The sequence below is a fragment of the Nocardioides sp. J9 genome, from assembly GCF_007829375.1.
Taxonomy (GTDB): Bacteria; Actinomycetota; Actinomycetes; order Propionibacteriales; family Nocardioidaceae; genus Nocardioides.
In genome coordinates this window covers 66,951-81,377 of sequence record NZ_VLJQ01000046.1, presented here as the reverse complement: position 1 = coordinate 81,377, position 14,427 = coordinate 66,951, and the positions used below count along the sequence as shown (strand labels likewise).

11 protein-coding genes are annotated in these 14,427 nt (G+C 69.1%); all 11 read left to right on the top strand.

Annotated elements, in window-relative coordinates; all coding sequences use genetic code 11:
• Window positions 1-135 precede the first annotated feature (135 nt).
• The 11 genes from L615_RS03875 to rpoB all read left to right on the top strand — a co-directional run bounded on the left by L615_RS03875 (window position 136) and on the right by rpoB (window position 14,418).
• The gene (locus tag L615_RS03875) at window positions 136-918 is read left to right on the top strand and encodes an ABC transporter permease (protein ID WP_145724178.1); all 783 of its coding nucleotides are present in this window, start codon (window positions 136-138) and stop codon (window positions 916-918) included.
• Between the two features lie 4 nt (window positions 919-922).
• The gene (locus L615_RS03870) at window positions 923-1,750 is read left to right on the top strand and encodes an ABC transporter permease (protein ID WP_145724177.1); all 828 of its coding nucleotides are present in this window, start codon (window positions 923-925) and stop codon (window positions 1,748-1,750) included.
• Between the two features lie 7 nt (window positions 1,751-1,757).
• A complete protein-coding gene (locus tag L615_RS03865) occupies window positions 1,758-3,014 on the top strand; it encodes an MCE family protein (RefSeq protein WP_028654817.1) in 1,257 nt (418 codons plus the stop codon).
• On the top strand, window positions 3,014-4,069 hold the full coding sequence (locus L615_RS03860) for an MCE family protein (protein WP_261376545.1): 1,056 nt from the start codon (window positions 3,014-3,016) through the stop codon (window positions 4,067-4,069). The genes L615_RS03865 and L615_RS03860 overlap by 1 nt, the downstream gene beginning before the upstream one ends.
• Window positions 4,066-5,037 carry an MCE family protein gene (locus L615_RS03855; protein ID WP_145724176.1) on the top strand — a complete coding sequence of 324 codons (972 nt, stop codon included), beginning with the start codon at window positions 4,066-4,068 and terminating at the stop codon, window positions 5,035-5,037. The genes L615_RS03860 and L615_RS03855 overlap by 4 nt, the downstream gene beginning before the upstream one ends.
• Window positions 5,037-6,173 (top strand): MCE family protein, encoded by a 1,137-nt coding sequence (locus L615_RS03850; RefSeq protein WP_145724175.1) that lies wholly within the window; start codon window positions 5,037-5,039, stop codon window positions 6,171-6,173. Before L615_RS03855 ends, L615_RS03850 begins: the two co-directional genes overlap by 1 nt.
• On the top strand, window positions 6,170-7,597 hold the full coding sequence (locus L615_RS03845; RefSeq protein ID WP_051485530.1) for an MCE family protein: 1,428 nt from the start codon (window positions 6,170-6,172) through the stop codon (window positions 7,595-7,597). Before L615_RS03850 ends, L615_RS03845 begins: the two co-directional genes overlap by 4 nt.
• Window positions 7,594-8,889: an MlaD family protein gene (locus L615_RS03840; protein ID WP_145724174.1), complete on the top strand. Its 1,296-nt coding sequence runs from the start codon at window positions 7,594-7,596 to the stop codon at window positions 8,887-8,889. The genes L615_RS03845 and L615_RS03840 overlap by 4 nt, the downstream gene beginning before the upstream one ends.
• Entirely contained in the window at window positions 8,886-9,671 is a 786-nt protein-coding gene (locus L615_RS03835; RefSeq protein WP_145724173.1) for a hypothetical protein, read from the top strand. Before L615_RS03840 ends, L615_RS03835 begins: the two co-directional genes overlap by 4 nt.
• Window positions 9,668-10,594, top strand: coding sequence for a DnaJ domain-containing protein (locus L615_RS03830; protein WP_145724172.1), 927 nt, complete (start codon window positions 9,668-9,670; stop codon window positions 10,592-10,594). Before L615_RS03835 ends, L615_RS03830 begins: the two co-directional genes overlap by 4 nt.
• 314 nt (window positions 10,595-10,908) lie before the next feature.
• On the top strand, window positions 10,909-14,418 hold the full coding sequence (gene rpoB, locus L615_RS03825; RefSeq protein WP_028654810.1) for a DNA-directed RNA polymerase subunit beta: 3,510 nt from the start codon (window positions 10,909-10,911) through the stop codon (window positions 14,416-14,418).
• The last annotated feature ends 9 nt before the right edge of the window (window positions 14,419-14,427 follow it).

The window sequence follows — 14,427 nt, the reverse complement described above, 5'->3', positions numbered from 1 at the left end:
TCCAACGGCATCCCGCGCCGGGCCCAGCGCCCGCCGGGCGAGTGGTGCCGCCTCAACGGCGTGACGCCGCCGCCGGGTTCCTTCACCAAGGAAGCCGAGCACGCCAGTGGACGCGCCGAGCACTGACGGATCTTCATGTCACTGACGGTTGCTCGGGCTCTCCAGCCTGTCGGAACCGCTGGCAAGCTCTTCGCGTTCGCGCTCGACGTGGGGCGCAGCTTGTTCCGGCGTCCGTTCCAGACCCGGGAGTTCCTCCAACAGGCGTGGTTCATCGCCTCGGTCACCATCGTCCCGACGGCGCTGGTCGCCATCCCCTTCGGCGCGGTCATCGCGCTGCAGGTGGGTGGCCTGATCAAGCAGTTCGGCGCGCAGTCGTTCACCGGCTCGSCSTCCGTGCTCGCGGTCATCCAGCAGGCGGGTCCCATCGCCACGGCGCTGCTCATCGCCGGCGCCGGCGGCTCCGCGATCGCCGCTGACCTCGGTGCGCGGAAGATCCGCGAGGAGCTGGACGCGATGATGGTGCTGGGCATCGACCCGATCCAGCGCCTGGTCGTGCCCCGCGTGCTCGCCTGCATGCTCGTCGCGGTCTTCCTCAACGGCATGGTGGCGGTCGTCGGCGTCGGCGGTGGCTACGTCTTCAACGTGATCCTCCAGGACGGCACCCCGGGCGCCTACCTGGCCAGCTTCACCGCGCTCGCGCAGCTGCCCGACGTGTGGATCGGCATGATCAAGGCCCTCGTCTTCGGCCTCATCGCCGCCGTCGTCGCGTCCTACAAGGGCATGAACGCCGCCGGCGGCCCGAAGGGTGTCGGCGACGCGGTCAACGAGTCCGTCGTCATCACCTTCCTGCTCCTGTTCGTCGTCAACTTCACCCTGAGCACGATCTACCTGCAGGTCGTGCCCCCGAAGACGGGTTAGCGCGATGGCGAACCTCAAGGCGATCTACGAACGGCCCGTCAAGGGCCTGGACACCCTCGGCCACGAGCTGTCCTTCTACATCAAGGTGCTGCTGGCGCTGCCGCGCTCGGTGATGCACTACCCGCGCGAGATCCTGCGGATCCTCGCCGAGGTCACCCTCGGCACCGGTGCGCTTGCCGTCATCGGCGGCACCGTCGGCGTCATCGCGGGCATGACCTTCTTCACCGGCGCGCAGGTCGGCCTGTCCGGCTACGCCGCGCTCAACCAGCTCGGCACCGCCGCCTTCACCGGCTTCGTCTCCGCCTACTTCAACACCCGCGAGATCGCGCCCCTGGTCGCCGGCATCGCGCTCGCCGCGACCGTCGGCTGCGGCTTCACCGCCCAGCTCGGCGCGATGCGCATCTCCGAGGAGGTCGACGCCGTCGAGGTCATGGCGATCCCCTCGATGCCCTTCCTGGTCGCGACCCGGGTCATCGGCGGCCTGATCGCGATCGTCCCGCTGTACGTCGTCGGCCTGCTCTCGTCGTACGTCGCGAGCCGACTCGTGGTGACCCAGTTCTACGGACAGTCAGCCGGCACCTACGACCACTACTTCAACCAGTTCCTGCCACCGGGCGACGTGCTGTGGTCCTTCGGCAAGGTGCTGGTCTTCGCGGTCGTCGTGATCCTCATCCACTGCTACCACGGCTACACGGCGTCGGGCGGTCCCGCCGGCGTGGGCATCGCCGTGGGCCGTGCGGTGCGGACCAGCATCGTGGCCATCAACGTCATCGACCTGTTCCTGTCGATGGCGATCTGGGGCGCGTCCACGACGGTCAGGCTGGCGGGGTGACGAGGCGATGAACAAGCTGCTCTCCGCCCACAAGGCGCTCGGCGTGGTCTTCCTGTGCCTGCTCCTGCTCGGTGTCTGGCTGACCTACGCGACCTTCACGAAGAAGTTCGCCAGCTACGAGCGGATCACGCTGACGACCTCCAACATCGGTCTCCAGCTGCCGATCCGCGCCGACGTCAAGGTCCGTGGCGTCATCGTCGGCGAGGTCCTCGAGGCCAGTGCCGGCGACGAGCGCGGTGCCGAGCTGACCCTGGGCATCTACCCCGACAAGATCGACGACATCCCGGCCAACGTGACCGGCTCGATCGTCCCCAAGACGCTCTTCGGGGAGAAGTACGTGTCGCTGGTGGTCCCCGAGACGGGTCCGTCCGGCACCATCCAGGCCGGCGCGGTCATCGACCGCACCGAGGTCGCCACCGAGCTCGAGGAGGTGCTGTCCGACATCTACCCGCTGCTGCGCACGGTGCGGCCGGCCGACCTCAACGCCACCCTCACCGCGCTCTCCACCGCCCTCGAGGGCCGCGGCGAGCAGCTCGGGTCCAACCTCGAGACCGTCGACTCCTACCTGAAGCGGATCAACCCGGAGATCCCGGCGCTGCTCGAGGACCTGCGCCTGACCGCGCAGGTCTCCGACACCTACGCCGACATCCTCCCGGAGGTCGCGCAGATCCTGGACGACACCGTCAAGACCACCGGCACCATCGAGGAGAAGGAGGCGGCGCTGACCGCGACGCTGCGTGACATCCGGAGCTTCTCCGACACGGCACGCTCCTTCCTCGACGCCAACGAGGCCAACCTGCGCGAGGCCGGCGAGCTCTCCACCCGCACGCTGGCCGTGGTGGCGCGGTACTCCCCGATCTTCCCGTGCATGTCGGCGGGCATCGTCAAGGCGCAGGGCCGCCTCGCCGAGGCGTTCCGCGGCTACGAGCTGCACATCGTCCTCGAGACGCTGATCGACCAGCCGCGGGCCTACACCCCGGCCGACGCGCCGAAGTTCGGCGAGGACCGCGGCCCGGACTGCCTGGGCCTGCCGGACATCCCCTACAGCCAGGACAACCCCTACCCGCCGCTGCCGAAGATCAACGACGGGATGAACGGCTCCACGGAGAAGGGCAACCTGCGGCCCGCGCCGTCGGCGGCCTACCAGGGCACGCCCGACGACGTCACCGCGCTCCGGGGCGCGCTCGAGGCCGAGTACGGCGCCGGCGCCGACATCAACGTCGTGCTCGCCGGTCCGGCCGTGGCCGCGGGGAGTGGTCGCTGATGATCCGCGGGCTCGACAAGCGCACCTCCGGCGACCTCGTCCGGCTGGTCATCTTCATGGTGACCACCGCGATGGCCACCGGCGTCCTGATCATCACGATCGGCAACCTGTCCTTCGGCGCCACGAAGGAGTACGCCGCCGAGTTCGTCGACGTCACGGGCGTCAACAAGGGTGACGACATCCGGATCGCCGGCGTGAAGGTCGGCTCCGTCGAGGACATCGAGATCCTCGCCGCGGACCGGGCACTGCTCACCTTCAAGGTCGCCGAGGACACCGTCGTCGACGACGCCACCCACGCCACCATCCGCTACCGCAACCTGCTCGGCCAGCGCTACATCTCGCTGACCCAGCAGGGCAGCGGCAGCGACCGGCTCGACGAGGGCGGCAAGATCCCGGTCGACCGGACCACCCCGGCCCTCGACCTCACGGTGCTGTTCAACGGCTTCAAGCCGCTGTTCGAGGCGCTCTCGCCCGACGACATCAACAAGCTGTCGTACGAGATCGTCCAGGTCTTCCAGGGCGAGGGCGGCACCGTCGAGGGGCTGCTGTCCAGCACCGCCTCGATCACCCGCACCCTCGCGGACCGGGACGAGGTGATCGGTGAGCTGCTGGACAACCTCGACTACGTCCTCGACCACATCGCCGACCGCGACGACCAGCTCACCGACCTGATCGACAGCTTCCGCTCGCTCGTCGGCGGGCTCAACGAGGACCGCGAGGCGATCCTGTCCTCGCTGGACTCGATCTCGGAGCTGTCCGTGCAGACCGCGGCGCTGGTGACCGGCATCGAGAAGCCGCTGCTCAAGGACGTCAAGGAGCTGCGCAAGGTCGCCACGACCCTCAACCGCAACCGCAAGGAGATCGACCGCTCCCTGCAGGTGCTCCCGATCAAGCTGACCAAGATCGGACGGACGGCGATCTACGGCTCCTGGTTCAACTTCTACCTCTGCCACTTCACGGCGAGGATCAAGGTGCCCGGCCTGAACAACCCGATCGGGGCGACGATCCCGATCAACGCGCCGCGCTGCTCGCTCAAGCAGGAGGTGGGGGAGTGAAGCCGTTCCGCGAGCGCAACCCCGTCGTGGTCGGGGCGGCGAGCATCACCGTCCTCGTCCTGATGCTGGTGGCGGCCATGCGCGCCCAGGACCTGCCGCTGATCGGCGGCGGCGACACCTACTACGCCTCCTTCGAGGAGGCGGGCGGCCTCAAGGTCAAGGACGAGGTCCGCATCGCCGGCGTCCGCGTCGGCCAGGTGACCTCCGTCGAGCTCGACGGCAACTCCGTCAAGGTGGGCTTCCAGGTCAAGACCGACCAGGAGATCGGCGAGGACACCCGCGCCGACATCAAGGTGAAGACCATCCTCGGCTCGATGTTCCTCTCCCTCTACCCGGCGGGGACCGGTGAGCTCGCCGAGGGAGCGACGATCCCGATCGAGCGCACCACCTCGCCGTACGACGTCGTCGAGGCCTTCACCGGCCTGGCCGAGACCTCGGCGGACATCGACACCGACCAGCTGGCCAACGCGCTGACCACGCTCGCCGACCTGACCCGCAACACCCCCGAGGAGTTCCGGGCGGCGCTCGACGGTGTCTCGGCGCTGTCGAAGGTGATCGCCTCGCGCGACGAGGAGATCAACTCGCTGCTCAAGAACCTCGACCGCGTCTCCACGGTGCTCGACGCCCGCGACGAGGAGATCGTCGCGCTGATGGACGACGCCGACACGCTGTTCAAGGCGCTCCTGCAGCGCAAGGCGCAGGTCCACCGCCTGCTCGTGTCGACCAGCACCCTCAGCAAGACGCTGACCGGGCTGATCCGCAAGAGCCGCGCCGACCTCAAGCCCGCCCTCGACCAGCTCGACTCGGTGCTGCAGGTCATCAAGAAGAATGAGGACAACCTGGAGACCGCCATCAAGACGATGGCCCCCTTCTACCGCGTGTTCGCGAGCACGCTCGGCAACGGGCCGTGGTTCGACAACTACATCTTCAACCTGCCGCCGGTGCCTGGTCTGCGAGGTGGCAACTGATGAGCGACCTGCGACGTCTCCTGCCCGTGGCCGCGGTCGTGCTGCTGCTGGCCGCCGGCGTGGTGTGGATGATCGGCGGTGCCGGCGACGCCAAGACCGTGACGGCGTACTTCCCGCGTGCGGTGTCGGTCTACGAGGGCTCCGAGGTCCGTGTGCTCGGGGTCGCGATCGGCAAGGTCGAGGAGGTCGTGCCCGAGGGCACCCAGGTCAAGGTCGTGATGACCTACGACAGCGACGTCGACGTGCCGCAGGACGCCCAGGCGGTGATCGTCTCCCCGTCCGTCGTCGGCGACCGCTACATCCAGCTCACGCCGGCCTACGAGGACGGTGACACCGTGATGGCGGACAACACCGTCATCAAGGCCGACCGCACCGCGATCCCGCTCGAGCTGGACGAGATCTACTCCAGCATCGACAAGCTCACGGTCGCGCTCGGCCCGGAGGGCGCCAACAAGGAGGGCGCGCTGACCGACCTGCTCGAGCAGACCGCGAAGAACTTCGGCGGCCAGGGCGAGCAGTTCCGCCAGACCATCAAGGACTTCGGCCGGCTCAGCGACACCCTCGACAACAACAAGGAAGAGCTGTTCGACTCCGCCGCGCAGCTCGAGAGCTTCATCAAGACCCTGGCCGACAACGACCAGACCGTCCGCGACTTCAACAAGTCGCTGGGCGACGTCTCGGGCCTGCTCGCCGACGAGCGCCAGGAGCTGACCTCGGCGCTGTCGAACCTCGGTACGGCGCTCGGCGAGGTCGCGACCTTCGTGAAGACCAACCGCGCCGTGCTCGGCCGCAACATCCGCGACGTCAACCGGGTCGCCAAGGTGCTGGTGCGCCAGCGCGAGAACCTCGACGAGCTGCTGCGCGCCGGCCCGCTCGCGCTGACGAACCTCTACCACACCTACAACCCCAAGAACGGCACGCTCGACGCCAACGCCAACATCGGCAACCTGGTGCACGAGCTCACGTCCAACCCGAAGACGGTGCTGTGCACCCTGGTGTCGGCGAACGACCCGAAGGGCGAGCTGTGCAACCTGATCGGGACCCTGCTGCCGCGCGGCGCACCGTTCGGCACCGGCTCCGCGTTCTCGCAGCCCTACGACCCGACCCTCTTCGGCCTGGTGGGAGGTGACCGATGAAGCGCCTGCGCTCCCGCGCCCGCGTCGTGGCCGCCACCCTCGTCGGCATGGTCGCGCTGACCGGTTGTGACTTCGACGTCTACCAGCTGCCGCTGCCCGGTGGCGCCGACGTCGGCAGCGACCCGATCACGGTGACCGTCCGGTTCGACGACGTCCTCGACCTCGTGCCGAAGTCCTCGGTCAAGGTCAACGACGTCACCGTCGGCCAGGTCGTCGACGTGGACCTCGACGGCTACCAGGCGGTGGTCGAGCTCGAGCTCCGCAACGACGTCGACCTGCCCGACCAGCCGATCGCCTCGATCCGCCAGACCAGCCTGCTGGGTGAGAAGTTCGTGTCCCTGGCCGCGCCGTCGGGCGGCGGCGAGGGACGCCTCGACGACGGCGACGTCATCGAGAAGGGCGGCCGCAACCCCGAGGTCGAGGAGGTGCTGGGCGCGCTCAGCCTGGTCCTCAACGGCGGTGGCGTGGCCCAGATCAAGACCATCGCCTCGGAGCTCAACCTGGCCCTCGACGGCCGCGAGGACTCCGCGAAGTCGGTCCTGACCCAGGTGGAGTCGCTGGTGCGGCGCCTCGACGAGCGCAAGGGCGACATCGTCAACGCCATCGAGTCGGTCAACCGCCTGGCGATCAGCGCCCGCGAGCACCAGGACAGCATCGACCTCGCCCTCGAGGAGCTGCCGAGCGCGCTCGACTCGCTCGACCGGCAGCGCGAGGACCTGGTGTCGATGCTCGACGGCCTGACGAAGCTCAGCGACGTCGGTGTGCGGGTGATCAACACGACCAAGCAGTCGACGATCACCACGCTCAGGCAGCTCGACCCGATCCTCACCCAGATCGCGGCGTCCGGCGACAACTTCGCGACGGGCTTCAGCACCTTCCTGACCTACCCGTTCGTCGACGACGCCGTGGGCCGCAACCCGCAGACCGCCCGCAACCTGCACATGGGCGACTACGTCAACCTGTCGGTCGACCTGCAGCTCGACCTCGGCAACCTGGTGCTGCCGGACATCGCCTGCATCCCGATCAACGAGCTGCCCGACCTGCCGCTCGACGTGCTGGTGGACCTCAAGACGCTGTGCAACGGCGTCACCCAGACCCTGCAGAAGTGCCTGCGGACCCCGCCGAACCCGACCGAGTGCCTCAAGCTGCCGGGCTACCTGCTCGACAACATCTGCGACGCGGTCAAGATCCTCTGCGGCAGTGGCCGGACCGGCACCTCCGGCACCCGGGCGTCGGGCGACCTGCTCGGCAACGTGCTCGGCAACGCCCTCAAGGGCGGCGGCCTCAACCGGCCACGGCCGGGCATGTCCGAGGACGCCAGCAAGATGTGGCGTGACTTCGACGAGCAGTACGACACGGACCTCGTGGACGTCTACTCCGCCCCGTTGCGGGCCTCGGACGACGGACGGAGCGTGAGCCGGTGATCACCCGTCGCACCCGCATCCAGCTGCTCATCTTCGCGATGATCACGCTGCTCGGCGTGACCTACGTCGGCGCGCGCTACGCGCAGCTCGACCGCGTCGTCATCGACCGCTCCTACACCGTGATCGCGCACTACCCCGACTCCGGCGGCATCTTCACCGGCGCCGAGGTCACCTACCGCGGCGTCGGGATCGGCGAGGTCGGCGAGCTCACCCTCACCTCCGACGGCGTCGACGTCGCCCTCGAGATCGACAAGAAGTGGGACGAGATCCCGAGCGACACCATCGCCCTGGTCGGCAACCGCTCCGCGGTCGGCGAGCAGTACGTCGAGCTCCAGCCGCAGAGCGACGGCGAGCCCTACCTCGCCGAGGGTTCCGAGATCGAGGACGTCGCCACGCCGATCGCCACCGAGAAGCTCCTCGGCGACCTGTCGGCGACCGTCGCCAGCGTCGACCGCGAGGCCCTCTCCACCACGGTCGAGGAGCTCGGCAAGGCCTTCGCCGGCACCGGCCAGGACCTCCAGCGGATCATCGACACCGGCAACTCGTTCATCGAGACCGCGGACGAGAACTTCGACGTCACCACCGCGCTGATCCGCGACAGCAACACCGTGCTCCGCGGCCAGCTCGCCACCCAGACGTCGCTGCGTGCCTTCGCCAGCCAGCTCTCGGCGTTCTCGTCGTCGCTCGCGGGCGCCGACAAGGACCTGCGCAAGGTGATCGACTCCGGCTCCGTGGCCGCCACCCAGCTGCGCACCTTCCTCGAGCAGAACGGCGTCGAGCTCAGCGAGCTGCTCGCCAACCTCGTCACCACCGGTCGGGTCGTGGTCCGCCACCTGCCCGGCCTGCGGCAGATGCTCGTCGTCTACCCGTACGCCGTCGGCGCCGGCCAGGTCGTCGTCGGCAAGAAGTCGGTCGCCCAGGGCGGCAGCGGCTACTGGGACGCGCACTTCGGCCTCATCCTCAACACGCTGCCGAAGATCTGCTACGAGGGCTACGTCAAGGAGCGCCGCAACCCGGAGTCGGACCGCGGCGACCTGCCCATGCCCCACGACGTCGGCTGCACCGAGCCGATCACCAAGTCCAACCCCCGCGGCCTGCAGAACCTGCAGCGCGTGGCACCCGGCGGCACCCGCTACGACATCGCCGTCCGGGTCGACGAGGAGACCGGCGACGTGACCTGGGACGTCCCCGAGGGCGCCTCGAGCGACCGGGGTAACGTGGCCCCTCCGACGCTCGGAGAGGACTCGTGGAAGTGGCTGTACGTCCAACCGATGCTCAACGCGAGCCGGTGACCGCGGACGGCAAGGCGGACGACCAGAAGGCGGAGGGGACGACGGGCGCAGCCCGTGCTGCCCGCACGCGCTGGGCCGTCCTCGCCGCGCTCGTCGGCCTGTGCGTCGCCGGGCTGACCGTGTCGGCCCTGGTGGTCTTCGGCAACGGCGCGGGCTCCAGCCTCGGTGACCGCGTCTCCTCGGTCTTCGACCCGCCGGAGGACCCCACCCGCGACCGCGAGGAGGTGCTGGCCGCGGCCCGCACCTTCGTGCAGCGCTTCAACACCTACGGCCCCGACCAGCTCGAGGACTCCGGGCAGATGCCGGAGTACCGCGCCGTCGGCGAGCTGATGACCGCCAAGTTCCGTGCCGCGTTCGAGGAGAACCTGGCCATCGCCGAGAAGGCGGTCGCCGAGACCGGCATCGACCGCGCGGCCACGGTCTACGGCATCGGGATCTCCGCGATCGACTCCGACTCCGCGACCGTGCTCGTCGGCGCCGAGGTCCGGTCGTCGTACCCCAGCGGCGAGGACGACGAGGAGCGCGTCGACTTCGAGCCGCAGCGCTTCCGCTACGAGGTGACGCTGGTCAAGATCAGCGGCAGCTGGGTCGTCGACGACCTCGACGACGTCGACGACGGCCTGCCGTCGTTCGCCAGCTCGACTTCGCAGGACGCCGTCCCCGACCCGGGCCAGTCGCCGTCGGGCGCGCCGGGCCAGGACGTCACCCCGGACGCTCCGGCCACCGAGGAGTCCGGCGCCGGGCAGTCCGGCGGCGCGGACGAGGAGGGCGGCGAGCAGTGAGCGCGAACCTCTACGACATCCTCAACGTCGACGAGACCGCCTCCGTCGACGAGATCCGCGGCGCCTGGAAGGCCGCGGTCGCCGACCTCGACCCGACCGACCGGCGGTTCCGCGCGTTCAACGACGCCGCCGCCGTGCTCCTCGACGCCGACAAGCGCGCGGCGTACGACGCCGAGCTGGCTGCCGCCCGTGACGCCGACGAGCCGGCCGGGGCCCCGGTCGTGCTGACCAAGCACGCGCCCGACGACGCTGCCGACGACGCTGCCGACGACGCGGAGGGCGAGGCCCGCGGCCAGGACGAGGCCGTCCCGACGCGCGCGGCCCCGGCCCGCGAGCCCGCTGCCACGACGAAGCAGCAGGCAGAGCCGGCCGGCCCTCCCGGCTGGGCGCTCGGCGCCGCCGGTGTCGCGGCCGTGGTCTCCCTCGTGCTCGCCGTCGTGCTGCTGCTCCAGCCCGGCGGCAAGCTCTTCAGCGACGACTCCCCGGCGGAGGTCGCCGCGGCCAACCAGCGCTTCCAGGAGTCCGCGCGCTCGGTCGAGTCCGCCGCCGAGCGGCTGGTGGGCGAGGTGTTCTCGTACAACTACGAGACCATGGACGCCGACCTCGAGCGGGTCCAGCAGCATGTCACCCCCGAGCTCGGCGCGAAGCAGGCCAAGGGCTGGCCCGACATCGCGAAGGACGCCGCCGACCAGAAGCTGGTGGTCCAGGCCCGGGCCGAGGCCGTCGCCCTGACCCGGCTCAGCCGCGACGGCCGCAACGCGACGGTCATGGTCTTCCTCGTCCAGGAGAGCACCCGCAACGAGGTCCGTCAGACCCCGCTGCGGATGTGGGTCTCCCTGGCCATGGTCCGCGAGTCCGGCAGCTCGCAGAGCTGGCTCGTCGACGACGTCTGCGTCGACTCCAACTGTGACCGTCCCGGCTGATCCGCTACTCGGCCGGCCCGGCTGCCCGGGCGCCGTACCGCACCTGCGGTGCGATCGCTCACACCCCGGGCCGGGCGTGGCGCCCTTGACCTCGCCCGGTCGGGCGACGCATGATCGGCGGCACCGGATCGACGGAAGTGAGGCGATCGGCTCCGCGACTGCGAGGAGAGACGCAGCCGGCATTGTGGAGCGCGCCCATATCAGGTATCGTGGCTCCTTGCGCCTGCCCTCAGATGCGCTTCGGCCTGCCCGGTGGCCGATGACGTGGTGGGCAGGGCGCTTCTCGAAGAGTCGAACCCGTCGAAGGACAACTCTTGGCCGCGCGCACCACCCCCGGTAAGTCCCGCATTTCTTTCGCGAAGATCCAGCAGCCGCTGGAGCTCCCGCAGCTCCTCTCCCTCCAGACCGACAGCTTCGACTGGCTCGTCGGCAACGAGGCCCACCAGGCCCGTATCCAGGCCCGCATCGACGCGGGGGAGGACGCCACCTTCAAGTCCGGTCTCGAGGAGATCTTCGAGGAGATCTCCCCGATCGAGGACTTCTCCGAGACCATGTCGCTCTCGTTCGAGAACCCCGTGTTCTACGACCCGAAGTACACGGTCGACGAGTGCAAGGAGAAGGACCTCACCTACTCCGCCCCGCTCTACGTCTCCGCCGAGTTCACGAACAACGAGACCGGTGAGATCAAGGGCCAGACCGTGTTCATGGGCGACTTCCCGCTCATGACCCCGAAGGGCACCTTCGTCATCAACGGCACCGAGCGCGTCGTCGTGTCGCAGCTCGTGCGCTCGCCCGGCGTGTACTTCGAGCGCTCCGCCGACAAGACGTCCGACAAGGACATCTACACCGCCAAGCTCATCCCGAGCCGCGGTGCGTGGCTCGAGTTCGAGATCGACAAGCGCGACATGGTCGGCGTCCGCCTCGACCGCAAGCGCAAGCAGAACGTCACCGTCCTGCTCAAGGCGCTGCAGGCGATCGCCGAGGACACCGGCGAGGCCTACGACTACGAGGCCGTCATGGCCGACCTGCGCCAGTACGAGTCGATCCAGCTGACGGAGGAGAAGGACAACACCTCCGGTCCGGACGACGCGCTGCTCGACATCTACCGCAAGCTGCGCCCGGGCGAGCCGCCGACGCGCGAGGCCGCGCTGACGCTGCTGAAGAACTACTACTTCAACCCGAAGCGCTACGACCTGGCCAAGGTCGGCCGCTACAAGGTCAACAAGAAGCTGGGCCTCCACCAGGCCTTCGACCAGCAGACGATGACGATCGCCGACATGGTCGCGACGATCAAGTACATCGTCCAGCTCCACAACGGCGACGAGTTCGTCACCGCCATCGGCGGCGAGGTCCTCACCGACGCCGACGGCAAGGACCTGCCGGTCCAGGCCGACGACATCGACCACTTCGGCAACCGTCGCATGCGCACGGTCGGCGAGCTGATCCAGAACCAGCTCCGCACCGGCCTCGCCCGCATGGAGCGCGTGGTCCGCGAGCGGATGACGACCCAGGACGTCGAGGCGATCACGCCGCAGTCCCTCATCAACATCCGCCCGGTCGTCGCGGCGCTGAAGGAGTTCTTCGGCACCTCGCAGCTGTCGCAGTTCATGGACCAGACCAACCCGATCGCCGGCCTGACGCACAAGCGTCGCCTCTCCGCGCTCGGCCCCGGTGGTCTGTCCCGCGACCGCGCCGGCATGGAGGTCCGTGACGTCCACCCGTCGCACTACGGCCGCATGTGCCCGATCGAGACCCCTGAGGGCCCGAACATCGGTCTGATCGGCTCGCTCGCCTCCTACGGCCGGATCAACCCGTTCGGCTTCGTGGAGACGCCCTACCGCAAGGTCGAGAACGGCCAGGTCACCGACAAGATCGACTACCTCACCGCGGACGACGAGGACCGGTACGTCATCGCCCAGGCCAACGCGGCCCTGGGCGCCGACAACCGCTTCACCGACGAGCGCGTGCTGGTCCGCCAGCGCGACGGCGAGGTCGCCGAGGTCCCGGCCGACGACGTCGACTACATGGACGTCTCGCCGCGCCAGATGGTGTCGGTCGCGACCGCGCTGATCCCGTTCCTCGAGCACGACGACGCCAACCGCGCGCTCATGGGCGCGAACATGCAGCGCCAGGCCGTCCCGCTCATCAAGAGCGACAGCCCGATCGTCGGCACCGGCATCGAGTACCGCGCTGCGGTCGACGCCGGTGACGTCGTCGTCGCCACCAAGGCGGGCGTCGTCAAGTCCGTCTCGGCCGACCTGGTCGAGACCATGGACGACGACGGCGGCTACTCGTCGTACCGCCTCGCGAAGTTCAAGCGCTCCAACCAGGGCACCTGCATCAACCAGCGTCCGCTGGTCGAGGCCGGCGACCGCGTCGAGGTCGGCTCGCCGATCGCCGACGGTCCCTGCACGGACAACGCCGAGATGGCGCTGGGCACCAACCTCCTCGTGGCGTTCATGCCGTGGGAGGGCCACAACTACGAGGACGCCATCATCCTCAGCCAGCGCCTGGTGCAGGAGGACGTCCTCACCTCGATCCACATCGAGGAGCACGAGGTCGACGCCCGCGACACCAAGCTGGGCCCCGAGGAGATCACCCGGGACATCCCGAACGTCTCCGAGGAGATGCTGGCCGACCTCGATGAGCGCGGCATCATCCGCATCGGTGCCGAGGTCCGCGACGGCGACCTGCTCGTCGGCAAGGTCACGCCCAAGGGCGAGACCGAGCTGACCCCCGAGGAGCGCCTGCTCCGCGCGATCTTCGGCGAGAAGGCGCGCGAGGTCCGCGACACCTCGATGAAGGTCCCGCACGGCGAGACCGGCACGGTCATCGGCGTCCGGGTCTTCGACCGCGAGGAGGGCGACGAGCTCCCGCCGGGCGTCAACCAGCTGGTGCGCGTCTACGTCGCGCAGAAGCGCAAGATCTCCGTGGGTGACAAGCTCGCCGGCCGTCACGGCAACAAGGGTGTCATCGCGAAGATCCTGCCGATCGAGGACATGCCGTTCCTCGAGGACGGCACGCCGGTCGACGTCGTGCTCAACCCCTTGGGTGTCCCGCGACGGATGAACATCGGCCAGATCCTCGAGCTGCACCTGGGCTGGCTCGGCAAGCAGGGCTGGCACATCGACGCCGACCTCCGCGACGAGGAGTGGGCCCAGCGGCTCGTCGCCATCGGCGCGGACGAGGCACAGCCCGACACCAAGCTGGCGACGCCGGTCTTCGACGGCGCCCGCGAGGACGAGATCACCGGCCTGCTCGGCCAGACCCTGCCCAACCGCGACGGCGTCCGGATGGTCAAGGAGACCGGCAAGGCCAGCCTGTTCGACGGCCGCTCCGGCGAGCCGTTCAAGGACCCGGTCTCGGTCGGCTACATGTACATCCTCAAGCTGCACCACCTGGTCGACGACAAGATCCACGCCCGCTCGACCGGCCCCTACTCGATGATCACGCAGCAGCCGCTGGGCGGTAAGGCCCAGTTCGGTGGCCAGCGGTTCGGCGAGATGGAGGTCTGGGCCATGGAGGCGTACGGCGCCGCCTACGCCCTGCAGGAGCTGCTGACCATCAAGTCCGACGACGTGCCCGGTCGCGTCAAGGTCTACGAGGCCATCGTCAAGGGCGAGAACATCCCCGACTCCGGCATCCCGGAGTCGTTCAAGGTGCTCGTCAAGGAGATGCAGTCGCTCTGCCTCAACGTGGAGGTCCTGTCGCAGGACGGCACCGCCATCGAGATGCGCGACGCGGAGGAGGACGTCTTCCGCGCCGCCGAGGAGCTCGGCATCGACCTGTCGCGTCGCGAGCCCTCGACGGTCGAAGAAGTCTGAGCGCGACGG

Coding starts and splice junctions, on each gene's coding strand:
- L615_RS03870 (WP_145724177.1), top strand. CDS start 923: ATGGCGAACCTCAAGGCGATCTACGAACGGCCCGTCAAGGGCCTGGAC.
- L615_RS03860 (WP_261376545.1), top strand. CDS start 3,014: ATGATCCGCGGGCTCGACAAGCGCACCTCCGGCGACCTCGTCCGGCTG.
- L615_RS03850 (WP_145724175.1), top strand. CDS start 5,037: ATGAGCGACCTGCGACGTCTCCTGCCCGTGGCCGCGGTCGTGCTGCTG.
- L615_RS03845 (WP_051485530.1), top strand. CDS start 6,170: ATGAAGCGCCTGCGCTCCCGCGCCCGCGTCGTGGCCGCCACCCTCGTC.
- L615_RS03865 (WP_028654817.1), top strand. CDS start 1,758: ATGAACAAGCTGCTCTCCGCCCACAAGGCGCTCGGCGTGGTCTTCCTG.